The 24,944-nt window shown below is 67.7% G+C and carries 17 protein-coding genes; 8 read left to right on the top strand and 9 right to left on the bottom strand.

Translation table 11 applies throughout. The features are described 5' to 3' along the window. Positions 1–263: 263 nt before the first annotated feature. From MMB92_RS18165 to MMB92_RS18155, 3 genes are all read left to right on the top strand, one after another. Complete coding sequence (locus tag MMB92_RS18165) at positions 264–710, top strand: MarR family winged helix-turn-helix transcriptional regulator (RefSeq protein ID WP_006485683.1); 447 nt, start codon at positions 264–266, stop codon at positions 708–710. Between the two features lie 35 nt (positions 711–745). Then, a complete protein-coding gene (locus MMB92_RS18160) occupies positions 746–1,114 on the top strand; it encodes an antibiotic biosynthesis monooxygenase family protein (RefSeq protein WP_059721944.1) in 369 nt (122 codons plus the stop codon). 594 nt (positions 1,115–1,708) lie between these two features. Then, a complete protein-coding gene (locus MMB92_RS18155; RefSeq protein ID WP_006485688.1) occupies positions 1,709–1,909 on the top strand; it encodes a membrane protein in 201 nt (66 codons plus the stop codon). A 482-nt stretch (positions 1,910–2,391) separates the two neighbouring features. On the opposite strand, the gene blaPEN-B is transcribed toward MMB92_RS18155, so the two are convergent. Then, entirely contained in the window at positions 2,392–3,330 is a 939-nt protein-coding gene (blaPEN-B, locus tag MMB92_RS18150) for a PEN-B family class A beta-lactamase (RefSeq protein WP_012493495.1), read from the bottom strand. A 136-nt stretch (positions 3,331–3,466) separates the two neighbouring features. On the opposite strand from blaPEN-B, the gene penR reads away from it, so the two are divergent. Continuing rightward, a complete protein-coding gene (gene penR / locus MMB92_RS18145; RefSeq protein ID WP_006491626.1) occupies positions 3,467–4,357 on the top strand; it encodes a beta-lactamase transcriptional regulator PenR in 891 nt (296 codons plus the stop codon). A gap of 478 nt (positions 4,358–4,835) precedes the next feature. On the opposite strand, the gene MMB92_RS18140 is transcribed toward penR, so the two are convergent. The 3 genes from MMB92_RS18140 to MMB92_RS18130 all read right to left on the bottom strand — a co-directional run bounded on the left by MMB92_RS18140 (position 4,836) and on the right by MMB92_RS18130 (position 14,653). Next, positions 4,836–5,087: a hypothetical protein gene (locus tag MMB92_RS18140; protein WP_006482135.1), complete on the bottom strand. Its 252-nt coding sequence runs from the start codon at positions 5,085–5,087 to the stop codon at positions 4,836–4,838. Positions 5,088–5,177: 90 nt separating this feature from the next. Next, on the bottom strand, positions 5,178–7,400 hold the full coding sequence (locus MMB92_RS18135) for an amylo-alpha-1,6-glucosidase (RefSeq protein ID WP_212203373.1): 2,223 nt from the start codon (positions 7,398–7,400) through the stop codon (positions 5,178–5,180). A gap of 155 nt (positions 7,401–7,555) precedes the next feature. After that, positions 7,556–14,653, bottom strand: a complete 7,098-nt coding sequence (locus MMB92_RS18130; RefSeq protein WP_277562842.1) for an autotransporter-associated beta strand repeat-containing protein — start codon at positions 14,651–14,653, stop codon at positions 7,556–7,558. Here MMB92_RS18130 and MMB92_RS18125 point away from each other — a divergent pair. Next, positions 14,595–14,792, top strand: coding sequence for a hypothetical protein (locus MMB92_RS18125; protein ID WP_077209982.1), 198 nt, complete (start codon positions 14,595–14,597; stop codon positions 14,790–14,792). The genes MMB92_RS18130 and MMB92_RS18125 overlap by 59 nt on opposite strands. Positions 14,793–15,276: 484 nt before the next feature. Here MMB92_RS18125 and MMB92_RS18120 read toward each other — a convergent pair whose 3' ends face one another. Both MMB92_RS18120 and MMB92_RS18115 read right to left on the bottom strand, forming a co-directional pair. Then, positions 15,277–15,936 (bottom strand): YdcF family protein, encoded by a 660-nt coding sequence (locus MMB92_RS18120; RefSeq protein ID WP_048989341.1) that lies wholly within the window; start codon positions 15,934–15,936, stop codon positions 15,277–15,279. 188 nt (positions 15,937–16,124) lie between these two features. Next, entirely contained in the window at positions 16,125–17,159 is a 1,035-nt protein-coding gene (locus MMB92_RS18115) for a rod shape-determining protein (RefSeq protein ID WP_006498859.1), read from the bottom strand. A 272-nt stretch (positions 17,160–17,431) separates the two neighbouring features. Between MMB92_RS18115 and MMB92_RS18110 the strand changes: the two genes are divergently transcribed. Beyond that, positions 17,432–19,840 (top strand): patatin-like phospholipase family protein, encoded by a 2,409-nt coding sequence (locus MMB92_RS18110; protein WP_048986884.1) that lies wholly within the window; start codon positions 17,432–17,434, stop codon positions 19,838–19,840. A 60-nt stretch (positions 19,841–19,900) separates the two neighbouring features. On the opposite strand, the gene MMB92_RS18105 is transcribed toward MMB92_RS18110, so the two are convergent. The 3 genes from MMB92_RS18105 to MMB92_RS18095 form a co-directional block, all read right to left on the bottom strand. After that, on the bottom strand, positions 19,901–20,527 hold the full coding sequence (locus MMB92_RS18105; RefSeq protein WP_006483167.1) for an NAD(P)H-dependent oxidoreductase: 627 nt from the start codon (positions 20,525–20,527) through the stop codon (positions 19,901–19,903). Between the two features lie 306 nt (positions 20,528–20,833). Next, positions 20,834–21,964 carry an ATP-binding protein gene (locus MMB92_RS18100; RefSeq protein ID WP_006483159.1) on the bottom strand — a complete coding sequence of 377 codons (1,131 nt, stop codon included), beginning with the start codon at positions 21,962–21,964 and terminating at the stop codon, positions 20,834–20,836. Between the two features lie 64 nt (positions 21,965–22,028). Beyond that, entirely contained in the window at positions 22,029–22,739 is a 711-nt protein-coding gene (locus MMB92_RS18095; RefSeq protein ID WP_006498855.1) for a response regulator, read from the bottom strand. A 219-nt stretch (positions 22,740–22,958) separates the two neighbouring features. Here MMB92_RS18095 and MMB92_RS18090 point away from each other — a divergent pair, with 219 nt between their 5' ends. Together MMB92_RS18090 and MMB92_RS18085 are read left to right on the top strand one after the other, a co-directional pair. Beyond that, positions 22,959–23,873 carry a glutaminase gene (locus MMB92_RS18090; RefSeq protein WP_058903396.1) on the top strand — a complete coding sequence of 305 codons (915 nt, stop codon included), beginning with the start codon at positions 22,959–22,961 and terminating at the stop codon, positions 23,871–23,873. A 180-nt stretch (positions 23,874–24,053) separates the two neighbouring features. Then, complete coding sequence (locus tag MMB92_RS18085; RefSeq protein ID WP_277562841.1) at positions 24,054–24,704, top strand: hypothetical protein; 651 nt, start codon at positions 24,054–24,056, stop codon at positions 24,702–24,704. Positions 24,705–24,944 lie beyond the last annotated feature (240 nt).

Genomic DNA, 24,944 nt, shown 5'->3' with positions numbered 1-24,944 from the left:
CATTAACAGCACCAAGCCCTTGATCGGAAAGGGTTTGTCGTGCGTGCGCGGCAAATGCGCCGGCCCGGGGCAAGCACGCCCGCGCGCGTCACTCCTGGTGGACAATCCGCTCGCCCCAAAGATCGGTCGAGGTTTCACGGATGTTCGCGTGCGCTTCCACGCTGCAATACCGAAGCCCCTTCGTCTGTCGACACTCGCCCATCAATTTGACAACTAGTTGTCTATTACGTAAAGTAGTTGTCAATTTACGACCCGAGCTGGCCATGACGAAATCCGACAAGTTGACCGCCGTCGCGCTATCCGTATTCCGGTTGAACGGCCTGCTGATCGAATGGGGCAACACCTTCGCCGGGCCGCACGGCTTGACCAGCGCGCGCTGGCAGGTGCTGGGCGCGATCTCGATGGCGCCGGACGCGCCCAACATCCCGCAGATCGCCGACACGATGGGCATCACGCGGCAGGCCGTCCTGAAACAGATCAACGTGCTGACCGACGAAGGGCTGGTGCTGTCGTTGCCCAATCCGGCGCACAAACGCTCGCCGTTGTATGCGCTGACGCCGCGCGGCGAAGCGGCCTATCAGGCCGTGGTCGAGCAGTGGCAGCGGCATGTCCGCGACATCGCCGGCGACTTCAGCTCTTCCGACCTCGACGCGGCGCTGCGCGTGCTGTCGGCGATGTCCGGCGCGCACGGCCAGGACGGCCACGCGTAGCCGCCCGCTCGCCCTTTACCTCACCAGGAGCACCCATGCCCCAGTTCAAGCCGATGGATCCGGCCTTTCCGATCCAGCAACAGATTGCGATCGACGCGGACCCGGTCGTGCTCGTCAACGTGTTCACGCTCGCGCCCGCCGACGAAGCCGATTTTCTCGCCGCCTGGAAAGACGACGCGGCTTTCATGAAGCGGCAGCCGGGATTCATCTCGACGCAGCTTCATCGCGCACTCGGCGACAGCCCGACCTACCTGAACTACGCGATCTGGGAATCGACGGAAGTGTTTCGCGCGGCCTTCACGCATCCGGAGTTCGTCGCCAAGTTGTCGGCCTATCCGTCGTCCGCCGTCGCCAGCCCGCACCTGTTCCAGAAGGTCGGCGTGGCCGGTATCTGCACGGCGTGAGCGGACATGCGAAGCGTGGCAGTGCGTGGCATCGGCCGCCTCGCGAACGTGGAGTTCTCCACAGAAAATGTTGGCAAGCTTGTGGATATCCTGCGCACCGCGACGCTAAACCCTTGATCCGATGGACTTTGGCACGCGTGATGCAGACACGGCGCGCGCCATGGCCATCGCGCACACCGCTTCGCCGCACTTCGCATCACGACGCCACGGCGATGTAGTCCCGATGTACTCCGATGTACTCCGATGCAGTCCGATGCACGCTCGATGCGCGTCGTAACGGCCGGCGCTGCGCCACTTACCCACAGATTGTGTTGGCAAGCTTGTGGATATCCTGCGCAAGCCTGCGCTAACCCATTGATCGGTCTACGGTTCGTGCCGCGTGTCACCGTTTCGGCAGCGCGCGGTAGCGGCCGGCGCGCACGCGGACGATTCAGTGCGATCGCAGCGCGGCGCCGATGCCTTGACGCCCGCGCCCGTCACCCATCAAGATCACGCAAGCCGCACGCGGCCGCGCATGGCCGGCAACCCGCGTCGGCGCCACGGGCCGGCCGTTCCGCCGGCACCGCATGACGACATTTCAATCCGAGGAAGACCATGGAACACTTTACCGCGTGGCAATTGCTCATCTCGCTCGTGCTCGTCGCCATCGTCGTCTATCCGTACGTCCGCATCGTCCGGCGCACCGGGCATTCGGGCTGGTGGATCCTGACGATGTTCGTCCCGGTGCTGAACTTCATCATGTTGTGGGTGTTCGCGTTCGCGCGCTGGCCGGCCGTCGGCGATCGGCAGCCCTGAGCGTTGCCATCGCGGCAGCGCGCGGGCTTGTCCACAGATTGTGTTGGCAAGCATGTGGATAGCCTGCGCATACCGCGATCAAGCACTTGATCCGAAAGACTTTGTCCGCGCCGCCTCGAAAACGGCACGCGAGCGGCCAATCACCGATTATGTGCTGCGTCGACGCGTGACGCGCCGGCTGCCACGCTGCTTGCCGCGCTTGTCCACAGATTGTGTTGGCAAGCGTGTGGATAGCATGCGCATACCGCGGCCAAACGCTTGATCCGAAAGACTTTGTCCGCGCTGCTTCAAACGCGGCACGACGGCGGGCGGCATGCCGGGCGCCGCTGCGTGCGGGCTTGTCCACACTTTTTGTTGGCAAGCATGTGGATATCCTGAGCATGCGCGATCTAAGTCGTTGATCGCACAACGTTTGATCGCGCGGGTCACGACTGCGGCACGGCGCGCCCGCGGATCTCGCCACGCACGCCGCGCCGCGTGGCTCAACCGAACGTCTGCGCCACGATGCGCGCGACCGACGCGATCACGTCATCCTTCGCCCGCGCATCGGCTCGCGTCTGCGTGTAGTACACGGCCAGCACGATCGGCGCGCGCGACGTCGGCCAGATGACGCCCGCGTCGTTCGTCGTCCCGTAGTCGCCAGTACCGGTCTTGTCGCCGACCACCCATCCGGCCGGCACGCCCGCACGAATCCGCTTGTCGCCGACCTTGTTGCCGCGCAGCCACGCGACGAGCTGCGCACGCTGCGCGGCCGGCAATGCGTCGCCGAGCGTCAGCACGCGTATGCTGGCGGCCATCGCGGCGGGCGTCGTCGTGTCGCGCGGGTCACCCGGCAACGCGGTATTCAGTTCGGTCTCCCATCGATCGAGCCGGAACGCGTCGTCGCCGATCGAGCGCGCGTAGGCGGTGACCGCCGACGGGCCGCCGATCAGCTTCATCAGCAGGTTCGCGGCCGAGTTGTCGCTGTACTGGATCGTCGCCTCGCACAGCGCGGCCACCGTCATGCCCGCGCCGACATGCTTCTCCGACACCGGCGAATAGTTGACGAGGTCGGCCTTCGTATACGTCACGCGCTGTTGCAGCAAGCCCGGCCGCTCGACGCTCTGCGCGAGCACCGCCGCACTCAGCATCGCCTTGAACGTACTGCAGAACGGGAAGCGCTCGCCCGCGCGATGCTCGATGACCCGGCCGCTCGCCGTGTCGATCGCGCATACGCCGAGACGGCCGCCCGCGTCGCGTTCGAGATCGGCGAGCGTCGCTGCTGCCGCGGCGGGCGCCATGGCGTCCGCGGCAGCCGCCGCTGCCGCCGTGGCCGGGTCCGGCGCAGCGGCCTGCCGCGACGCGCACGCGGTGGCGGTGAGAACGAGCGGCGCCGTCGCGGCGGCCAGCAACAGGGTTCGACGTTTCGATGAGTAGGTCATGTCGGTTGTCTCGTGGTGGAATGGCGGCGCAACGGTGTCGGGAGAGGGAAAACGGCCGGCCGCCGAGACAGCACTATCGAGACTTTACGGTTGCCTGACAAGCAACGATAATTGAGCGCTGACAAAAGAAATTCTTATGACGAAGCTCCGCCCTCATCTTCCGCTCAATGCGTTGCGCGCGTTCGAATCGTCGGCGCGCCACCTGAACTTCACGCGCGCCGGCCTCGAGCTGAGCGTGACGCAGGCCGCCGTCAGCCAGCAGGTGCGCTCGCTCGAGGAGCGGCTCGGCTGTACGCTGTTTACGCGGTTGCCGCGCGGCCTCGGGCTCACCGACGAAGGGCGCGCGCTGCTGCCGGTGCTGAGCGACGCGTTCAGCCGCATCGAAACGGTGCTCAAGCAGTTCGACGGCGGGCGTTTCCACGAAGTGCTGACGCTCGGCGTCGTCGGCACCTTTGCCCTAGGCTGGCTAATGCCGCGGCTGAAGCAGTTCGGCGACACGCACCCGTTCGTCGAGCTGCGGCTGCGGACCAACAACAATGTCGTCGACCTCGCCGCCGAGGGCCTCGACTTCGCGATCCGTTTCGGCGAAGGCAACTGGCCGGCGACGCGCAACGAGCGGCTGCTCGATGCGCCACTCACCGCACTGTGCACGCCGGAGATCGCGCGGCGCCTCGCGCGGCCGGCCGATCTCGCGAACGAAACGCTGCTGCGCTCGTACCGCACCGACGAATGGCTCGGCTGGTTCGACGCCGCACGGCTCGAACCGTGGGCCGTCAACGGACCCGTGTTCGATTCGTCCCGGCTGATGGTCGAGGCCGCGATGCAGGGTGCGGGCGTCGCGCTCGCGCCCGCGTGCATGTTCGCGCGCGAACTGCAGCTCGGCCAGCTCGCGCGGCCGCTCGACATCGACGTGCGCGCGGGCGGCTACTGGCTCACGTCGCTGAAGTCGAAACCGCTGACGCCCGCGATGACGCTCTTTCGCGACTGGATCGTGGCCGAGGCGGCCGGCGCCGCGCCCGTCGAATAACGCCGCTTGTCCACAGAAAGTGTTGGCAAGGATGTGGATATCCTGGGTACCTGGCGCCTAAGCCCTTGATCGCGCACGCATTAGCGTGCCGGTGCACGGCGCGGGCAGCCTTTGCGCACGGGCTTCGTGCCCTGGTCGCATTCCGGCCGGATCCTCAACCCCTGCGACGCAATCGATTGCGAGTTGTCCACAGATTTTGTTGGCAAGCCTGTGGATATCCATCAGATCGGACGCGTAACATCTTGATACACAAGGGGATTCGATCCACGGACCTTGACCGGTCAATGGTGTGGCACCGGAACGGTTGTCGAACCGCTCGCCACGCACCCGCGACGCACCCGGCCGGCGGCCGGGCGGTTCTCCACAGATTGTGTTGGCAAACTTGTGGATATCCTGCGTATCGGGCACCTAACTGGTTGAGCGCACGGGGTTTTGTGCCGCGTCTGCCAAATCGGGCAGCGCCCGCGCCGCCCGTGCATCAATGGCGGTCGAGCCCGCCGCGCAATTCGCTCGCCTTGTCGCGCAACGCTTCGTAGCCCGAACGCGCATGCTCGGGCAGGTCGGGATCGCCGATCAGTGCGCCGAGCGTTTCGATCAGGCTGAACAGGATGCCTTTCGCCGCGCCGACCGCGATGCTCTGCGATTCGATCGACTTGTGCAGGTGGTCGACCGCCGCTTCCAGATTCTCGAGCTTGTGCTCGCCGTCGTCGGGCCGGTTGTCGGTCGTCATCGTCTACCTCCGCCATCGTTCAAGGGTCATGTCACGATTCTATGCCGCTGCGCGCGAACGTGGCGCGACATCGCGCAACGTTGCGCCCCGCTACAGTACCGCGACCACCTTCACGCGGCCCGGCTGCTCCGCCGCCGCGACGACCTGACCGTCGACACGGCGGAACGTCAGCGATACGGTTTCGTCGCCGACGCGCAGCGCGTCGATCCGCAGCCAGTCGACGCCTTCCGGCAAGGCCGGGCGCTCGACGCGCACCTCGTGGCGCGACGCGTCGATGCTCACGCCGAGGCACGCCTGCAGCATCATGAACGGCGCGCCGGCCGCCCACGCCTGCGGCAGGCAGGCCACCGGATACGCGGTCGGCGGTTCGCCGCGCCGGCGCGGGAACCCGCAGAACAGCTCCGGCAAGCGCATCTCGAAGCTCACCGCCGCCTCGAACAGCGCGCGCAGCAGATTCACCGCGGCCGTCTTGTCGCCGTAGCGCGCGAGACCGCGCGCGATCAGCGCATTGTCGTGCGGCCACACCGAGCCGTTGTGATACGCCATCGGGTTGAAACGCGGCTGGCCGGCCGCGAGCGTGCGGATGCCCCAGCCCGTCTGGAACAGCGCCGAGCCGAGCACGCCGGCGACCGCCGCGCCGCGCTCGGCGTCGGGCAGCCCGAATGCCAGCAGGTGGCCGGCGTTCGACGCGAACACGCGGCACAGCTCGCCATGACCGTCGAGCGCGATCCCGTAGAAATCGCCTTCCGGCATCCAGAACAGCGCATCGACCTGATCGCGCAGCGTCTTCGCGCGCAACGCGTAGCGCGTCGCGTCGGCCGCATGGCCGCGCCGGTGCGAGCATGCCGACATCGCGTCGAGCGCCGCGCACGCATAGGCCTGCACTTCGACGAGCGCGATCGGCCCGTCCGGGAAACGGCCGTCCGCGTGGAACACCGAATCGTGGCTGTCCTTCCAGCCCTGGTTCGCGAGGCCGCGCTCCGACGTGCGCTGGTAATCGAGCAGTCCGTACGGATTGCGGTCGCACTTGTCGATCACCCATTGCGCGGCGCGCTCGAGCGCGGGCCACAGCTCGTCGATCAGCGCATCGTCGCCGGTGCGTTGGAGATAGGCGCCCGCGAGCACGATGAACAGCGGAGTCGTATCGACGCCGCCGTAGTACAGCGCGAACGGCACCTCGCCCGTCGCGGCCATCTCGCTGCGGCGGAACTCGTGCATGATCTTGCCGGGCTCCGCGTCGCGGAACGCGGAGGTCTCGCGCGCCTGATGCTCGGCAAGAAAACGCAGCACGCCGCGCGCGAGCGACGGCTGCAGCCACAGCATCTGCAGCGACGTGATGATCGCGTCGCGGCCGAACGGCGTCGAGAACCACGGAATGCCCGCATACGGGTACGGCCCCGTGTCGAGCTGCGTCGTGAGCAGCCCGAGATCCGCGAGCGAACGATCGAGCCATGCGTCGAACAGCGGATTGCCGGTGTTCACGCGCGCCATCGACTCGCGCCGTGCCCGCATCTCGCGATGCACGCCGACCAGCGCGGTACGCAGCGCGACGCGGCCGCATCCGGGCCCTTCGCCCTGCTCGGGCCCGAGCGTCGCATCGACGGTCAGGTAGATCGACACGCACGCCTGCGCGGCGATCGTCAGCGTGTAGTCCGCACGATCGACCGACAGCGCGTCGGGCGCCGGCGAGAAATGCACGGTCACGTTGCGCTCCACGCCGTCGAGGCCGTCGTAGCGCAGCCGCACCGCGCCCGCGTCGACGCGCGGCGCGCCCACCGTGCCGCGCTTCGGCCGCTGCGTGCCGCGCACTTCGAACATGTCCTTGAAATCGGCCGCGAACGACAGCGACAGCGGCACCTCGGCTTCGCTCGCGCCGTAGTTCGTCAGCGTCAGCGCTTCGTACAGCACGTCGCCCGCGAGCACGCGCATGCGCTCGATATGAATCACGCCCTCGGGCGTCTCGTGGCCGCCGAGCGGCGGCAGCGGGCGGTTCGTCAGGTGCGCGGTGAACGACGCGTTGTCGGCGCTCGTCGCGCCCGACAGCAGCGACGGCGCGCGGCCGCCGAACGTCAGGCGCCATTTCGACAGCACGCGCATGTCGTCGACGAACAGGCCGTCGTCATGCCCGCCGATGTCACCGAGCGCGTCGCTGACCACGAACGCGTCACCGGATTTCAGCACGTACTGGTTGTTGCGCGCGAGAACCTGCTGATCGGCTTCGGGCGCGATGAAGGCGGGACCCGACGCGATGGTCGGGGCAACTGGCGCGACTTGCGGCGCCTGCGTCGTCGTGGCTTCGGCGTGATTCGGCATCGATGCTCCTGTGTCGAGGCGCAACGCGCGGCGCGCGTCGCGTGTTTCGCACAGGATAGGCCAGAACCGGGCACGTGCGCAGCGACGAAACGGCCGCGGCGCCCCGCGACGTTGCTGCGTCGCGGGGCGCCGCGGACGGGTACGTCAGTTGCCGGTCAGAATTTCCACAGGATGTTGCCGAGGATCGCGTTGTCGCGCACGCCGCTGCCATACTGGCCGCTGTACGTGAGGCCGAGCGTCAGGCGCTTCGTGACGTTCGCGTCGATGCCGGCTTCGAGTACCGCGCTGTCGCGAGCAATCGGCACACCCGACACCTGGAACGACGTGCCGCCATTCGCGAACGTGAACGCCGACGACGGCCGCACGTTGCCGAACGCATGCCGCCAGCCGACCGTCCCGCGCGCGGTGAACGTGCCGCTCGCGATCGAGCCGAGCTGCGACGCCGCACGCAGGCCGAGCGTCGAGAAGCCGACGTGGGTCGTCTCGCCGCCGGCGCGCAGCGCGGCCGCGCCGCCGGTTTCCGTATAGCCGTCGGTATGCAGGTTCACGTACGCGAGGCCCGCGAACGGCTCGATCGCGACCGGCCCGACCGGCAGCGCGTAGCCGACTTCGCCGAACACCTGCGCCGAATTCGCGTTGTAGCCGGCCGAGTCGTGATCGGAGAAGCCCGCGAAGCCCGGATAGCGGTCGCTGTTGATGCGGTACCACGTGTACGACGCGCCGCCGCGCACGCCGAGCGCGCCGTACTGCGCGCCGCCGTACAGCGACAGGTAGTAGCTGTTCACCGCCGCCGAGGAACTCTGGTCGTTGTCGAGCGAGCTGTGCGTGACACCGGCCGCCAGACCCGCGCGCCACTTGTCGTTGAGCGCCATGTCGGCGCCGGCGATGAAGCCCGTCATGCTGCGGTTGATCGTCGACGCGTTGCCGTCGCCGGCGAGCCGGCTGCGGCCGCCGAACGCCTGCCCCCAGACGACCGGCTGATACGGCGTCCCACCGTAGCACCCGTCGCGCGAGCCGATCCGGCGTTCCGGCGGCAGCGTCGGGTCGGCCACGCCGGCCGTGTTGTCGCCGCACAGCGCGGCGCCGCCCGACGACAGGGCCGCGAGCGGGCCCGATCCGGGCGCGAGACCCTGGCGGACACGATCGGTCACCGCGTCGCGTACATAGCGGCTGTCGAGCAGCAGCATGCTCTTCAGGCTCGCCTGCAGTTCGCCGTCGAGCAGCCCGTACGCGCGGCGCGCGGTGGGCGCGTCGGTCGTCAGCACCGCGTCGTACAGCGGATTGCCGGCGCCGAGCCCGCCCAGCGCGGTCGCGACCGAGCGCTGGTTCGGCGTCGTCGCGACGTCGGGCAGCGACGTGCCGTTCTGAACCAGTCGCAGGTACACGTGGCCCGGGTCGTAGCTGAGGGTCGGCGTCAGGAACGCGTAGTTCGCGCTCACCTGGGTGAACGCGCCCTGCACGCCCGACGACGCGCTGAGGATCGTGTACGTCGTGCTCGGCTGGTAGCCGCTCTGGTTCGCCAGCACCTGCACGGTGCCGCCGTTCAGCGTCGCCGTGCCGCTCGCCGCGAGGCTGCCGCTTTGCTGCGGCGTGGCGGCGACCTGGAACGTCGAACCCGGCTGGAACGTGACGTTGCCGCCCACGTTCAGCGCCGCGCCCGGTTGCGTGGCAGCCGCCGTCGCGCCGTTCTGCACGACGAGGCCGCCGACCGTGCCGGTGCCCGTCAGCGTCGCGCCGCTCTGCACGGTGACGGTCGACTGGCCGAGCGAACCGTTGACGGCGAGGGTGCCCGCACTGACCGTGGTCGGCCCGCTCAGCGTGCTCGCGCCGGTCAGGGTCAGTTGTCCGCTGCCGACCTGGGTGAGGGAGCCGGTGCCGGACAGCACGCTCGCGATCGTCACATTGCCGGATTGATTGACGATCAGCGCACCGTTGTCGACGACGTTGCCGGCCACGCTGCCCGACGTGCCGCCGTTGCCGAGTTGCAGCGTGCCGCCGGCGGCGATCGTGGTGCCGCCCGTGTACGTGTTGCCGCCGGTCAGCACCTGCGTGCCGCTCGCCACCGTCACGCTGCCCGAGCCATCGATGGTGCCGCCGAACGTACTGCTGCCGGTGCCGTTCAGCGCCAGCGCATTCGCGCCGAGATTCACGTTCGTGCCGGCCGCGCCGGACAGCGCACCGATCGTTTGCGTACCGGTCGCGGCGCTCACATCGAACGTCGCACCGGTGCCCGCAAGATTCACCGCGCCCGTCGACGCGAGGCTACCTCCCGCGCCGAGTGCAAGCGTGCTGCCGCCATGGATCGTCGTGCCGCCCGTGTACGTGTTCGCCCCCGTCAGCGTCTGCGTGCCGGTGCCCGCCAGCGTCACGCCCCCCGTCCCGCCGATCGTGCCACCGAACGTGTTGTTGCCGCTGCCGTTCAATGTCAGCGTATTCGCGCCGAGATTCACGTTCGTGCCGCCCACCCCTGACAGCGCACCGATCGTTTGCGCGCCGCTCGCAGCGCTCACGTCGAACGTCGCACCCGTGCCCGCGAGATTCAGGGTGCTACCGGACGCGAGACTGCCACCGGCTCCCAGCGCAAGCGTGCTGCCGCCGTTGATCGTCGTGCCGCCGGTATATGTGTTCGCGCCCGTCAGCGTTTGCGTGCCCGTGCCGGCGAACGTCACGCCGCCCGTCCCGCCGATCGCACCGCCGAACGTACCGTTGCCGCTGCCGCTCAACGTCAGCGCATTCGCGCCGAGATTCACGTTCGTGCCGGCCGCGCCGGTCAGCGTGCCGAGCGTCTGGGCGGCCGTCGCGCCGCTCACGTCGAACGTCGCGCCCGCGCCCGCGAGAGTCACGGCGCCCCCCGACGCGAGGCTGCCGCCCGCACCGAGCGCGAGCGTGCTGCCGCCGTTGATCGTCGTGCCGCCGGTATACGTGTTCGCGCCCGTCAGCGTTTGCGTGCCCGTGCCGGCGACCGTCACACCGCCCGTCCCGCCGATCGCACCGCCGAACGTACCGTTGGTGGTGGCATTCAGCGTCAGCGCATTCGCGCCCAGATTCACGCTCGTGCCGCCCGCACCCGCCAGCGTGCCGATCGTCTGCGCGCCCGTCGCGCCACTCAGATCGAGCGTCGCACCCGTGCCGGCGAGGGTCACCGCGCCGGTCGACGCGAGGCTGCCGCCCGCACCCAGCGCCAGCGTGCCGCCGCCGCTGATCGTCGTGCCGCCGGTATACGTGTTCGCGCCCGTCAGCGTCTGCGTACCGCTGCCGGCGAGCGTCAGGCCGCCGGCGCCGCCGATCGCGCCGCCGAACGTGTTGCTGCCGTTGCCGCTCAGCGTCAGCCCGTTGCCGCCGAGGTTCACGTTCGTGCCGGCCGCACCGGTCAGTGCGCCGATCGTCTGCGCGCCCGATGCGCCGCTCAGGTCGAACGTCGCCCCGGCCCCGGCCAGGTTCACCGTGCCGGTCGACGCAAGGCTGCCGCCCGCGCCGAGCGCCAGCGTGCTGCCCCCGCCGATCGTCGTGCCGCCCGTATAGGTGTTCGCGCCGGACAGCGTCTGCGTGCCGGTGCCCGCGAGCGTCAGGCTGCCCGTGCCGCCGATCGCACCGCTGAACGTGCCGCTGGCGGTCCCGCCCAGCGTCAGTGCGTTGCCACCGAGGTTGAGGTTCGTGCCCGCGACGCCCGACAATGCGCCGAGCGTTTGTGCGCCCGTCGCGGCGCTCAGATCGAGCGTCGCGCCGGCACTCGCGAGATTCATCGCGCCGGTCGACGCGAGGCTTCCGCCCGCGCCCACCGCCAGCGTGCCGGCGTTGATCGTGGTGCCGCCCGTGTACGTGTTCGCGCCCGTCAGCGTGGTCGTCGCCGCGCCGTTCTTCACGAGGCTGCCCGCACCGGAAATCGCACCGCTCAGGTCGAGCGCATTGCTGCCGCCCAAGGTGAGCGCCGCACCCGTGCCGAGATTGACCGCATTGGCCACCGTCAGGCTCGCGTTCGTATCGAGCGTCGCCGCGCCGCCCACGTTCACCGTGCCGGTGCCCAGCGCCGTATTGTTGCCGAGCACCACGCCACCGCTATTGAGATTCGTGCCGCCGGTATAGGTATTTGCGCCGTTCAGCGTCTGCGTGCCGGTGCCCGACAACGTGAGACTGCCCGAGCCGCCGATCACCCCGCTGAACGTGCCGCTCGCCGTACCGCCCAACGTCAGCGCATTGCCGCCCAAGTTGACGTTCGTTCCCGCGACACCCGACAGCGCGCCGAGCGTTTGGCCGCCCGCTGCGCCGCTCAGGTCGAGCGTCGCACCGACGCCCGCGAGATTCATCGCACCGGTCGATGCAAGACTGCCGCTCGCGCCGAGCGCCAGCGTCCCCGCGTTGATCGTCGTGCCGCCCGTGTAAGTATTCGCGCCGGTCAGCGTGGTGGTGGCCACGCCGTTCTTCACGAGGCTGCCCGCGCCGGAAATCGCGCCGCCCAGCGTGAGGTTGTTGCTGCCGCCGAGCGTGAGCGCGGCGCCCGTGCCGAGATTGACCGCATTGCCGACCGACAGGCTCGCATTCGTATCGAGCGTCGCCGCCCCGCCGACGTTCAGCGCGCCGGAGCCGAGCGCCCCGTTGTTGCCGAGTACCAGACTGCCGCTATTGAGATTCGTGCCGCCGGTATAGGTATTTGCGCCGTTCAACGTCTGCGTGCCGGTACCCGCCAGCGTCAGGCTGCCGGTGCCGTCGATCGTGCCGCTGAACGTGCCGCTCGCAGTCCCGCCCAGCGTCAGCGCGTTGGCGCCGAGGCTCACGCTCGTGCCGACGCCGCCCGACAGCGCGCCGATCGACTGCGCGCTGCCCGCGCTGATGTCGAGCGCGGCTCCCGCATTGACCAGATTCACCGTACCCGTGGACGACAGGCTGCCGCCCGCGCCGAGCGCGAGCGTGCCGGCATTGATCGTCGTGCCGCCGGTGTAGGTGTTCGCCCCCGTCAGCGTCGTGGTCGACGCGCCGTTCTTCACCAGCGCGCCCGTACCGGAAATCGCGCCACTCAATCCGAGTGCGTTGCTGCCGCCGAGCGTCAGCGTTGCGCCCGTGCCGAGACCGATCGCATTGCCGACCGACAGGCTCGCATTCGTATCGAGCGTCGCCGCGCCGCCGACGGTCAGCGCACCGGTGCCCAGCGCGGAGCCGTTGCCGAGCACGAGGCTGCCTGCGTTCAGCGTCGTGCCACCGGTGTAATTGTTCGCGCCGTTCAGCGTCAGCGCGGCCGCGCCGTTCTTCACGAGACCGCCGCCACCGGCAATCACGCCGCCGAGGCCGAGATCGGTGCCGCCGCCGAGCGTCAGCGTGGTGCCCGTCGCGAGATTGACGCCGTTTGCAAGGGTCACGTTGGTCGTCGCGTCGAGCGTCGACGAGCCGTTCACGTTCACCGCGCCGCTGCCGAGCGCCGTATTGCTGCCGACGACGAGGTTGCCGCCGTTCAGGTTGGTGCCGCCCGTGTATACGTTCGTACCCGTCAGCGATTGCACGCCGGTACCCGACAGCGTCACGCTGCCCGACCCGCCGATCGTGCCGGCATAGGTCGCATTGCCGGTGCCGCCGAGCGTCAGCGAATTGACGCCGAGGTTCACGTTCGTGCCGGCCGCGCCGGCCAGCGAGCCGATCGTCTGCGCGCCCGACGCAGCGCTCACGTCGAACGTTGCACCCGCACCGGTCAGGTTGACCGTGCCGGTCGCCGACAGACTGCCGGCCCCATTCAGCGCGAGCGTGCCGCTGTTGATGGTCGTGCCGCCCGTATACGTATTGACGCCGCTCAGCGTCGTGGTCGCCGCGCCGTTCTTCACGAGGCCGCCGCTTCCGTTGATCGCGCCGGTCAGCCCGAGACTGTTGCTGCCGCCGATCGACAGCGTCGAGCCGGAGGCGAGATTGACCGTGTTGCCGAGCGTCACGTTCGTGCTCGTGTCGAGCGACGCCGACGCGTTCACGTTCAGCGTGCCGATGCCGAGCGCCGAATTGTTGCCGATCACCAGGCCGCCGGCGTTCAGGTTGGTGCCGCCCGTGTAGCTGTTCGCGCCGGACAGCGTCAGCGTGCCGCCGTCGTTCTTCGTCAGCGCACCGCCACCCGACACCGTACCGGACAGCGTCAGCCCGGTCGTGCCCTGCACCGTCAGGCCCCCCACGCCGAGCGACACGTTGTTAGAGACGTTGAGCGCCGCCGTGCCCGCCTGCAACGCACCGCCGTTCCCGGTGATGTTGCCGGTGCCGAACGACGCGTTGTCGTTGATGATCGCCACGCCGCCGCTCAGCGTCGCGTCCTGCGCGGTGGACGCGCCGTTGATCGTCCAGTTGCCGCCCTGGACGTTCAGGTGATTGAAGTTGATGTAGTTGTTGGCCGCGATCGTGCCGTTCGCGGAAGCGCCCTGCTGCAGGTTGAGCGTGTTGTTGCCGCCCGCGCCGCCGTCGACGATGCCCGTCTGCGCGACGTTGAGCGTGTTCGCCCCGACCGTGATGTTGAACGCGCCCCCGGTGCCGCCCGCCGTGTTGACCTGCGAGCCCGTGATCGCATTGAACGTGTTCGTGCTGTTCGCGCCCATCGACACGCTGCCGTTGATCACGCCCGAGTTGGTGAACGTATTGCCGCCCCCGGGCGCGCTGTTCGAGCCGAACGACACGCGGCCGCTGATCGTCCCGCTGTTCGTCATGTTGACCGTGCCGCCGCCGTAGGCGGCGACCACCGGCGCATCGGCGCCGATCAGCGTCGCACCGACCAGCGCGGAAGAGCCGATCGAACCGGTGTTCGTAATGGTCGACGTGCCGCCCTGGCCGTTCTGGACCGACAGCGCCATGCCCGTCACGCCGCTGATCGCCACGCCGGTCGAGCCGTTCATCACGCCGTTGTTGGTGACGTTGACCGAGCTCGCCGCCGCGTTGCCGATCACCGCGCCGCTCGACAGCACGCCGAGCCCCGAGCCGAGCGCCGACGGGTCGATCGTGCCGTTGTTGGTCAGCGTGGTGTTGTTGCCCGTCAGCGACATCGCCGTGCCGCCGACGCCGAGCAGCACGCCGACGCTCGCACCGGGGTTGACCGTCGCGTTGATGTTGTTGAGGTTGCTCGAGAAACTCGGCGCCAGCGGGTTCGCGACGCCGGAACAGCTCACCGTCGTGCCCGCCTGGTTGCAAGTTGCATGAGCGGGCACGATACCCGCGCCGGACAGTGCCAGGAAAACACCCGTGGGCAACAACAGTCTCGGGAACGGTTCACTCGCCTTTTTCGAACGCGCAGTATTCATGCTTTCCCTCGTTATTGATTTCGGCCTTGGTATTGGTATTGCGACCACACAGGGTGACGCACAGCAGAAAATCACGGATGAAAGCGTCCGCTCCGGCAATCGCGGCGCGATGTCGGTTTATTCATGGATGAATTTTTAGCCAGACCGGGAATGCAAGTCGAAACTAGTCGAATGACATGATGGCGGCCCCTGTTTTTTGCAGCGACTTTCTGTTGATTTGATTACTGCCCTGCTTTTATCAGACAAGGCTATATCAAACTCAACCCGTTTTCCAGTCGATGTTTTCCCATCGGATCAAGGGCCGACGCACATGTACTTTTTACTCACCGGAAGGCGCTCATCAAATAACGACCGGCAGGTCTTTCACCGGCTTGTTTCAAGTTTTTCGCAAAGATATCGGACGCGCCGCATCCGTGAAAACGCTGATATATCGTCGTGATGCGTTATACGCGAATCTTGCAGTGCAATATTTTTACCCTGCCGGATCAGGAAATGGATAATCCGCGCCGTCAATAATCATCAGAGGAATCCGGATTTTCAAGCAATCCCCGGAATTGCTTCGATTTTCGTCTTGAAACACCGTTGCAACGCGGCCGGAAGCATGTGCCGCCGCGGCTGCCGCGTCACGAAAACAGGCTCATCAGATAAAGCATCGGCCGAAACGAAACCGGCCGCGCATCGGGATTCACCCACAGCCGCACCGCATACACCGCATAGGCCGGCACCTCGCGCCAGCTCGAATAGACATCGCGCCACTGAAAGCGGCGCGGATAGGCGGCGGAGATAGTCGACCGCGCAATGCCGACGCGCTCGAACGCGAGGCGCGCCCGCGCGAGGTGGTAATACTGGCTGACGATCAGCACGCGCGACAGGCGGTGCGTGCGCAGGTAGGCCAGCGTATGCTGCGCGGTCGCGAGCGTGTTGTCGCCCTGGTCGTCGACGGCGATCCGGTCCGCCGGCACGCCGCGCGCGACGAGGTAGTCGCGCATCGCCGTCGCCTCGTTCAGCCCGGGGCCGTCGATCGCGCCGCTGACCAGAAACGCCGGACACTGCCCCGCGCGGTAACACCGCACGCCGACATCGAGCCGGGCCGCGAGCACGGGCTTCGGCGCGCCGGTTTCGTCGAGCGCATTGCCGAAGATCACGGCGACGTCCGCCGGATCGCTCGGCATCCGCATGCCATGGACGACGATCGCGCCAGCGGCCGCGGCCCAGACGCACGCAACGACGGCCAGCACGCGGCCGGCCCGGGCCGCGAAGCCCCGTTTGGTTCGATATTTCAAGGTAGTCGGTCTCTCTCAGGTATCGCCGCGCGCATCGGCCGGCCCGCCCCGAATGGGCGCGTCACGCTAGCACGGCGCGCTCGCGCCTGTCCATGCGACGAACCGATGCCGGCCACGCAGGCCGGCCATCGGGAGATCGAAAGTATGTGAAGGATGCGCCGCGTCGCGACGCGAACCCGGCACCCGGGTCAGTCGGCCGGGCACATCGCGAGTCGCCCCATCGCCTCGCCCGCGCCACGTACCGCGCAGGTGGCCGGCTCATCGGCGATCCGTGCGACCAGCCCGGTCTCGTCGTACAGCAGGCGTTCGAGATCGGCGAGCAGCGCGCCGCCGCCGGTGAGCACCACGCCGCGATGCGCGATGTCGGTCACGAGTTCGGCCGGCGCGTTTTCCAGCACCGACTTCACCGCGCCGATGACCTGCTTGAGCGGCGCGGCCAGCGCGTCCGCGACGTCGTGGTTGGACAGCTCGACCGAGCGCGGCAGGCCGTCGCCGATGCTGCGACCGACGGCGCGCGTGGACGTGCGCGGCACCGCGCTGGTGGCCGAGCCGATCGTCTTCTTCACGTGCTCGGCCGTCTGCTCGCCGAGCAGCACGCCGTACAGGTTGCGGACATGGTTGACGATCGCCGCGTCGAACTGGCTGCCGCCGACGCGGATCGCCTCGCGGTAGACGATGCCGCCGAGCGCGATGACCGCGACTTCGGTCGTCCCGCCGCCGATGTCGATGACCATCGAGCCGACCGGCTCGGTCACCGGCAAACCCGCGCCGAGCCCGGCCGCGAGCGATTCCTCGATCAGTTCGACCTCCGATACGCCGGCCGCGAACGCGGCCTCGCGGATCGCGCGGCGCTCGACGGCCGTCGCGTCGGACGGCACGCACAACGTGACCTCGACGCGGCGACCGAAGCGCGAGCGGGTGCGCGACATGTCGATGAAGCTGCGGATCATCTGCTCGGCCGCGTGCGCGTCCGCGATCACGCCGTGCCGCATGGGCCGCACGGCTTCGAGGTGCCCCGGTTCGCGGCCGACCAGCGCCTTCGCGAGCTCGCCGACGGCCTCGAGCGTCGGCCGCGCGTCGCTCGCGCCGCCCTTGCGGAAGCAGACGACCGACGGCTGGTTCAGCACCACGCCGCGTTCGTGCGTATAGATCCGCGTACTCGCCGTTCCCGGGTCGATCGCAACGGGTTGCGCAAACAACTTTCCGAACAGCGGTGTCGACATATCAAACCTTGGTGAGGGAACGGGCCGGGACGGCCGCGCCGCACTTTTTTGCCGCGCGTCCATGCCGCCCCATCACGAGCTTAGCGGCAAATCATTCCGATACTTTAGGCAATTCCCATGATTTTTTCGCGACGAAATTGCCGAAACGGGCATTCCGCGCCCGTCCGGCTACGCAACAGCCTCTCGCGTTGGGCCTGTAAAACACGGTAATCTCTCGGTCTTGCCTGCTCCCGGCAGGCGTCAGACGCACGATCACGCCAGGTATTTTCACCATGACAGCGACCGTTTCCTTCCGCTGGGCGCCGGTGCGCCCGCTCTGCACGACGCTCGTTGCCTTCTGGTGCTGCACGGTCGCCGCGCAACCGCTGCCGGCCACCGAATCCGCCGCCGCCCAGGCCGTCGCCGCGGCGGCCAACGCGCCGGCGGCCGCCACGCCCGCTGCATCCGCGCACACCTGCTCGGCCGACGGCGGCCCGGCCGGCCGCCCGTCGATCGGCCTCGTGCTGTCCGGCGGCGGCGCGCGCGGCTACGCACACCTCGGTGTCCTGAAAGTGCTGGAGGACAACCGGATCCCGATCGACTGCATCGCGGGCACCAGCATGGGCGCCGTCGTCGGCGGCCTGTACGCGAGCGGAATGGCGGCCGACGAAATGCAGAAGCGGCTGTCGGAAGTGAACCTCGCGGATATCGCGTTCGACGTGACGGACCGCGCGGACCTGCCGCAAACCAGCCGGGAGGACGAACGCCTGTACATCAACGGACTGACGCTCGGCTTCGGCAAGAAAGGCGTCAAGGCGCCGGTCGGCCTCGTGCAGGGCAACCGGCTGCAGGCGCTGCTCGCGAACTGGACGGCCGCCGTGCCGACCAACCAGCCGTTCGACCGCCTGCCGATCCCGTATCGCGCGGTCGCGACCGACCTGCAGACCGGCCAGATGGTCGTGCTCGACCACGGCTCGCTGCCGCTCGCGATTCGCGCGAGCATGGCGATGCCGGGCCTGTTCGCGCCGGCCGAGATCAACGGGCGCGCGCTCGTGGACGGCGGCCTCGTCAGCAACCTGCCCGTCGACACCGCACGGCAGATGGGCGCGAACGTCGTGATCGCCGTCGACATCGGCTCGCAGTTGCGCCCGCTCGACGCGCTCGCGTCGCCGGCCGACGTGATGCAGCAGATGGTCGGCATCCTGATCCGCCAGAACGTGACCGCGCAGCGCAAGCAACTCGACGCGCAGGACGTGCTGCTCACGCCGGACCTCGGCTCGCTCGCGTTCACCGATTTCCAGAACGCGAAGCAGGCGATCGCCGCCGGCGAGGCCGCCGCGACCGCGGCGCTGCCGAGGCTGCGGCGTTTCGCGCTCACGCCGGAACAGTACGCGGCGTACCGGTCCGCGCACGCGCAGCCGCTGCCGCCACCGATCCGGATCACGCGCATCGACATCAAGACCAGCGGCGGCGTGCCGAAGCGGGTCGTCAGCAACGCGCTGCACGTGAAACCCGGCGACATCTACGATCCGCAGACCGTCAGCCAGGATCTGCTCGGACTCACGACGGGCGGCAACTTCGAGAGCGTCACGCAGCAGATCGTGAGCCGCGGCGACGACAACGTGCTCGAGATCGACGCGCGCGAGAAGTACTGGGGGCCCAACTTCCTGCTGTTCGGGCTCGGCATGTCGAGCAGTTCGACCGACGAAGGCGGCTTCCGCCTGCACGTCGGCTACCGGCGGCCGTGGCTCACGGAATCGGGGCTCGAATTCCGCGCGGACACGACGATCGGCAGCGACCTGCAGTCGGCGCGCGTCGAATTGCGCCAGCCGCTGCCGGCCGCATACGGCGTGTACCTGTCGCCGTACGCGGAATACCAGCGTCGCTATGCGAACCTGTACGACAACAGCAATGACGTGAAGCTGAACCAGTACCTGATGCAGACGGCGCGCGCGGGGCTCGACCTCGGCTTGCCGATCGGGCGTCTCGGTGACTTCCGGATCGGCCTCGGCTACGCGACCGGGCACGGCTCGCCGAACTACAACCTGCCGTTCTCGGCCGACGACGGCAGCAGCTCGACGCTGCTGTGGCCGAGTTTCACGTCGCAGGCGCTCATCGCCCGTGCGCGGCTCGTCATCGATCAGCTCGACGATCCGATGTTCCCGCGTCACGGCTACTACACCGAATTCCGCGTCGAACGCTCGCTGCTGTCGCACAACAGCCAGTCGGCGCAGGAATTCGACGATGCGATCTCCAACACGCCGTACACGGAGATCTACGGCAAGGCGATGATCGCGCAACAGTTCGGCCGGCACAGCATCAGCGCGACGATCGAAGGCGGCAAGAGCATCGGCGGCACCAACCTGATCAACGCGTTCAACTTCACGCTCGGCGGCTTCCAGCATCTGGCCGCCTATGCGGCCGACCAGTTGAACGGCAACGAGCTCGCATACGGCAACGTGACGTACATGAACCAGCTGATGACGTTCAACGCGTCGCCGATCAAGGCCCTGTCGATCGGCGCCAGCGCGGAAGTCGGCAACGTGTGGGCCGCCGGCGAGAAGATCGGCGGCGGCGCGCTCAAGCAGAGCTATACGTTCTTCACGAGCCTGTCGACCGCGTTCGGGCCGGTCTACATCGGCGTGGCGCTCGCCCCCGGCGGCCGACGCAACGTCTACCTGCAGCTCGGCCGGACTTATTGAGCATGCGCGGATGCCGCTGCGGCGGCATCCGTGCGGCCGTCGCGCCGGCGTGTTTCCCGATCAGAAATCGGCGGCCATCGCGACCGCACGCGCTTGCGCGCGTTCGATGCTTTCGTGCGCTCTCGCATGCCACGTGTGTTCGACGGTCAAGCTTCTGACCTCGTCCACGCCGATGAACTTCAGCCAGAATTCGATGTAATCGGCCTGATGCCCGAAGCCGGGATGGCCCGCACGTCCCGCGCCGGCCGCCTCGCCCTGCCCGCGCACATGGATGGCCAGTGCGCGCGGAATCTCCAGCAACGGGCCGTAGGCAGTGCCATCGAACGTGAACAGCATGTTCCGCTGGCTGACGAGATCGATCAGTTGCTTGAGCTTGTACGGATAGCCGAAATTCCACATCGGCACGCCGACGACGATCCGGTCCGCTTCCTGAAAGCGCTTCACGAGGGACTGGATTCGTCGCCAGATCGACTGCTCCGCCTCGTCCATCGGCACGTTGGCGACGCCCTTGTATTTCGCGCCGATCGCGTCGCCGTCAAAGTCCGGCAAATCCTCCTCCCAGACATTCAACGTATCGACGTCGAGCGTGGCGCCCGTCTGCCGGTACGCATCGATAAAGGCATTGGCGACCGCGATCGAAGCCGACTTCGCGCCGCGGGGAGAAGACACGATATTCAAAAGCCGCATGATGTGTGACCCGGACAGGAATGCATGAACAAGGGGACGGCCATCGTGGCGGCCCCGGCTTCACTGCTGCGTCGCGGGGCGCCCGCGTCCGCCGTCACGGATCGGCCACCCATATAGTTGCAATTGCAATCGTAATGCAAAGCGCGCCCCCGTGGCAAACGAATCGTCACGCGCTCGCGGTGCAGGAAGGCATCGATACGGGGAAGGTATGGCGGGAAAGGCCGGCGACGCACCGGGTCCGGCGCGCGCGGCTGCGTGCTGTCGTGCCGTTGTTGCGGCGAGGCTCGGGACGCTTGCCGCGTATCGCTAGACCGGCCAGCTGATCTCGAACCGCGCGCCGCCGAGCTCGACCGGATCGACGACCGCGATCCGGCCGTTGTGCGCGTGGAGCACCTGCCGCGTGATCGACAGGCCGAGCCCGTAACCGCCGGTGCGGCGGTCGAGGCGTACGAACGCGTCGAAGATCCGTTCGCGCTCGCTCTCGGGCACGCCGGGGCCGTCGTCCTCGACGAAGATTCCGATGTTGCCGTGCACGAGCGAGATCCCGACGACGATCCGCGATTTCGCGTACTTGCTCGCGTTGCGCAACAGGTTGCGCATCGCATACGACATCAGCCGCCGGTCCATCTTCACGCGCAAATCCGACGCGATCGCGATGCGCGACTCGATCGCACGCTCCGGATACAGCAGCTGCGCGTCGTTCACCTGATGCTCGAACCATGCGACGGGCGCGGTCGACTCGAGGTTCGACTGCAGCGAGCTGTATTCGAGCCGCGCATACGTGAGGCTCATGTCGATCAGTTCCTCGAGCTCGGTCACGTCCTGCGCGATGCTCTCGAGCGCGCCCTGGTATTCGGCCGCCGAGCCCGGTTCGCGCAACATTTCGAGCGCGAAGCGCACGCGCGCGAGCGGCGTGCGCAGTTCGTGCGAGATGCCGTTCGTCAAATCGCGTTGCGCGGCGATCAGCCGCTCCATGCGCATCGCCAGCGCATTCAGCGTGCGCGCGAGCGGACCGATGATCACGCTGTGCGATTCGCGCGCGCGGGTGTTGAAGCGGCCGCCGGTGAAGTCGATCGCCCGCTCGCGCACCATCACGAGATCCGACCAGACCGGCCGCATCCACCGGTACGCGGCGAGCGCGGGCGCGGTGAACACGAACGCGAGCACGATCCAGATGTCGCCCGGCAACGAGTCGAACGCATGCCACACGACCTGCGGCGACAATTCGACGCACAGCGCGAGAGCGGGCACCAGTGCGGTGAGCAGCACGAGGCCGAGCAGATGCAGATAGGTGCGCACGTACAGGCGCGACCAGCTCGGAATGCGGTCGGCGCGCGTGTCGGTCCACGCGCGACGGAAATGCAGCCAGCGCCACTTGACGTAGCGCAGCGTCGGCAGCGGCGGTGCATCGGGGTGCGAACGGGTTCGTCGGATCATCGCGGCTCCCGGCCGGCAGGCGGAATGCCCGCGCGGAACGTGACGGCGTCGCGCGAGCGCGGCGTCATTCCCACGCGTGCTTGCTGAATTGATAACCCTTGCTGCGGATCGTCTTGATCCGCTGCGGGTTGCTCGCGTCGTCGCGCAGCTTGCGGCGCAGCTTCGAGATGCGCCCGTCGATCGTGCGGTCGAGGCCGTCGAATTCGACGCCGCGCAATTGCAGCATCAGATCGTCGCGGCTGACGACTTCGCCCGCATGACACACGAGCGCCCACAGCAGGTCGAATTCGGCCGACGTCAGATCGGGCGTGCTGCCGTCGGGCAGCACGACGGTGCGGTCGGTGCGGTCGATCGAGAACTTGCCGAACGCGTAGCGCTCCGGCTGCGGCGCGGTGCTCTCGGCCGCGCGCGCGGGCGCACGGCGCAGTTGCGCCTTGATCCGCGCGAGCAGGATGCGCGGCTCGACCGGCTTGTGCACGTAGTCGTCCGCGCCGAATTCGAGGCCGAGCAGCTCGTCGAACGGCTCGTCGCGCGCGGTCACCATGATGATCACGCCGTCGTACTGCTTGCGCGCCTCGCGGCAGATTTCGAAGCCGTCCTTGCCCGGCAGGTTCACGTCGAGGATGACGAGATCGGGACGAATGGACAGGATCGCCGGCACCGCGGCGTCACCATGCAGCACAGTGTCGACTTCATAGTCGTTCTTGCGCAGGTAGCCGGCGATCAGCGTGGACAGGCGGGTGTCGTCTTCGACGAGCAGGATGCGAAAAGACATGGGCAGCGGTCGGATCATCGGGGAAGCCGCGGCGGCGCCGGCCGGTGCCGGACGCCGGCCATCGGCCGAAACGTACCGCATGATACTGCGCCCGCCGCTTGCCTGTTTGCCGGTCTTGAAAATAAGGGCGCGATTCGGCCCGCGCTTGACGAATCGGCGCCGGGACGGTTCCATACGGGCTCGCCGGAATCCGGCCGTGCCTCTACCCTGCCTGACGCGATGAATTACCAGACGACTCTCGAACGCATCCACACCGAACTCGCCCCCTGGATTGGCCAGGGCCGGGTGGCCGACTACATTCCCGAACTCGCAAAAGTGCCCGCCGACAAGTTCGGGATGGCGGTCGTGACGCTCGACGGAAACGTTTACACGGTCGGCGATGCGCACGAGCGCTTCTCGATCCAGAGCATCTCGAAGCTGTTCGCGTGCACGCTCGCGTTCCAGCTGCTGGGCGACGAACTGTGGGAACGGGTCGGCCGCGAGCCGTCCGGCACCGCGTTCAACTCGCTGGTCCAGCTCGAAAGCGAGCGCGGCAAGCCGCGCAATCCGTTCATCAATGCGGGCGCGCTGGTCGTCACCGACGTGCTGTGCCGCCGCTTCGTGAAGGCCGAGACGGCGCTCGTCGAGTTCGTGCGGCGGCTGATCGGCGCGAACGACATCGACTACGACTCGCGCGTCGCGCTGTCGGAGTTGCAGCACGCGGAGCGCAACCGCGCGATGGCGCATTTCATGGCGAGCTTCGGCAACATGCAGATGCCGCCCGATACCGTGATCGACGCGTATTGCCGCCAATGTGCGATCGAGATGAACTGCGTCGAACTCGCCAGCGCCGCGCTGTTCCTCGCGAACGGCGGGGTCGCGCCGGTGACCGGCGAGCGGATCGTCGATTCGAGTTCCGCGAAGCGGCTGTCGGCGCTGATGCTGACCTGCGGCACCTACGATGCGGCCGGCGATTTCGTGTATCGGGTCGGGTTGCCGGCGAAGAGCGGCGTGGGGGGCGGGATCGTCGCGGTGCTGCCGGGGGAGATGGCGGTGTGCGTGTGGGCGCCAGGGTTGGATGCGAACGGGAACTCGTTGGCGGGGACGCTGGCGCTGGAGTGGTTGACGACGTACACGGGAAGGTCGATTTTTTGAGAAGTTTCAGTGGACACTCGCGTCGTCCGGTGCCGTGACAGCGTATTGATGTCGACGCGCACCACGAAGTGACGCCATTACGTCGGCGAGATTGTCGACAATGTCGTCACAACGCCGCGCGGGACGGGCACGGGGAATGAACATCGTTGCTTTGCTCGACGACAACAAGGATCCAGCGTGATGCAGACCAAGAACAGAATTCACGTCGTTTCAACCGCTCATACCAGGCACGGATTCGTCAGCCCCTTGGCCGTCGTGACGGCATTGAGCCTGTGCCTGCCGTTCGGCGGCGCACATGGGCAATCGGCGGATGCCCCACCCGACGGTAGCGGGGCGTCGCACGTCGAATCGCGAAGCCCGGCGAGCCTGACCGTCACGCAGGCGCTGCAAGGCATGCTGGAGCTGATTCGGATTAGCAATCAGGTTACCGACATGACACCCGACGCGGTGCACCGCAGCTTCGGCGTGCAGACCCACGCGATCGATCAAGACAGCTTCGGCTACGGCCAGCGCCTGCCCGGTAACTGGGCGGTCGGTATCCAGCGGTTCGTGGTCTATGGAAGGGGGACGCGCGTAGAACTGGGCTTTGATCCGATTCCCGGAATGCCGGCTGCGCCGCTGACGACATGCGAGCCGAATTTCGCGCAATTCACTGGAGCACTGGAGTCGATGGGGTTCAATCATCGTACCCACTACGGCGAGCACGGCCGCCGGATCTCCGAGATCTTCTGGCGCGAGCAGATGTCCGTGGAGGTCGTCCCCTACAGAGAGCGCGGCGATAACGGTGAGCCGCCGGCCCCGGCTTGCGTAAGAACGGTACGGGTGCGATAGATCGCTGTCGCCGCAACGCGCGATTCCGGCAAGCATCGCAACGAAACGCCGTGATCCCCTGCCGTCAAACCGCGCTGGAAATCGTTCGACTCGTTGATATCCTGAGGAAATATCGGGGGTGTCAGGATTTCCGTGTTCAAGGCGGGTTGAGTAATTACACGGAAGGCCGGATGAATCGATCTGCGTAAAGGATAGCGAATTGGTTCATGGCGGTCTTCCAGTCATGAGCTGCACTACCCC

The sequence above is a fragment of the Burkholderia sp. IO2 genome (assembly GCF_029522185.1).
Taxonomy (GTDB): domain Bacteria; phylum Pseudomonadota; class Gammaproteobacteria; order Burkholderiales; family Burkholderiaceae; genus Burkholderia; species Burkholderia cenocepacia.
Note: the sequence above shows the minus strand (reverse complement) of the source record. Positions and strands in the feature narration are given on the sequence as shown.

Coding starts and splice junctions, on each gene's coding strand:
- MMB92_RS18165 (WP_006485683.1), top strand. CDS start 264: ATGACGAAATCCGACAAGTTGACCGCCGTCGCGCTATCCGTATTCCGG.
- MMB92_RS18160 (WP_059721944.1), top strand. CDS start 746: ATGCCCCAGTTCAAGCCGATGGATCCGGCCTTTCCGATCCAGCAACAG.
- MMB92_RS18155 (WP_006485688.1), top strand. CDS start 1,709: ATGGAACACTTTACCGCGTGGCAATTGCTCATCTCGCTCGTGCTCGTC.
- blaPEN-B (WP_012493495.1), bottom strand. CDS start 3,330: ATGACCTACTCATCGAAACGTCGAACCCTGTTGCTGGCCGCCGCGACG.
- penR (WP_006491626.1), top strand. CDS start 3,467: ATGACGAAGCTCCGCCCTCATCTTCCGCTCAATGCGTTGCGCGCGTTC.
- MMB92_RS18140 (WP_006482135.1), bottom strand. CDS start 5,087: ATGACGACCGACAACCGGCCCGACGACGGCGAGCACAAGCTCGAGAAT.
- MMB92_RS18135 (WP_212203373.1), bottom strand. CDS start 7,400: ATGCCGAATCACGCCGAAGCCACGACGACGCAGGCGCCGCAAGTCGCG.
- MMB92_RS18130 (WP_277562842.1), bottom strand. CDS start 14,653: ATGAATACTGCGCGTTCGAAAAAGGCGAGTGAACCGTTCCCGAGACTG.
- MMB92_RS18115 (WP_006498859.1), bottom strand. CDS start 17,159: ATGTCGACACCGCTGTTCGGAAAGTTGTTTGCGCAACCCGTTGCGATC.
- MMB92_RS18110 (WP_048986884.1), top strand. CDS start 17,432: ATGACAGCGACCGTTTCCTTCCGCTGGGCGCCGGTGCGCCCGCTCTGC.
- MMB92_RS18105 (WP_006483167.1), bottom strand. CDS start 20,527: ATGCGGCTTTTGAATATCGTGTCTTCTCCCCGCGGCGCGAAGTCGGCT.
- MMB92_RS18100 (WP_006483159.1), bottom strand. CDS start 21,964: ATGATCCGACGAACCCGTTCGCACCCCGATGCACCGCCGCTGCCGACG.
- MMB92_RS18095 (WP_006498855.1), bottom strand. CDS start 22,739: ATGTCTTTTCGCATCCTGCTCGTCGAAGACGACACCCGCCTGTCCACG.
- MMB92_RS18090 (WP_058903396.1), top strand. CDS start 22,959: ATGAATTACCAGACGACTCTCGAACGCATCCACACCGAACTCGCCCCC.
- MMB92_RS18085 (WP_277562841.1), top strand. CDS start 24,054: ATGCAGACCAAGAACAGAATTCACGTCGTTTCAACCGCTCATACCAGG.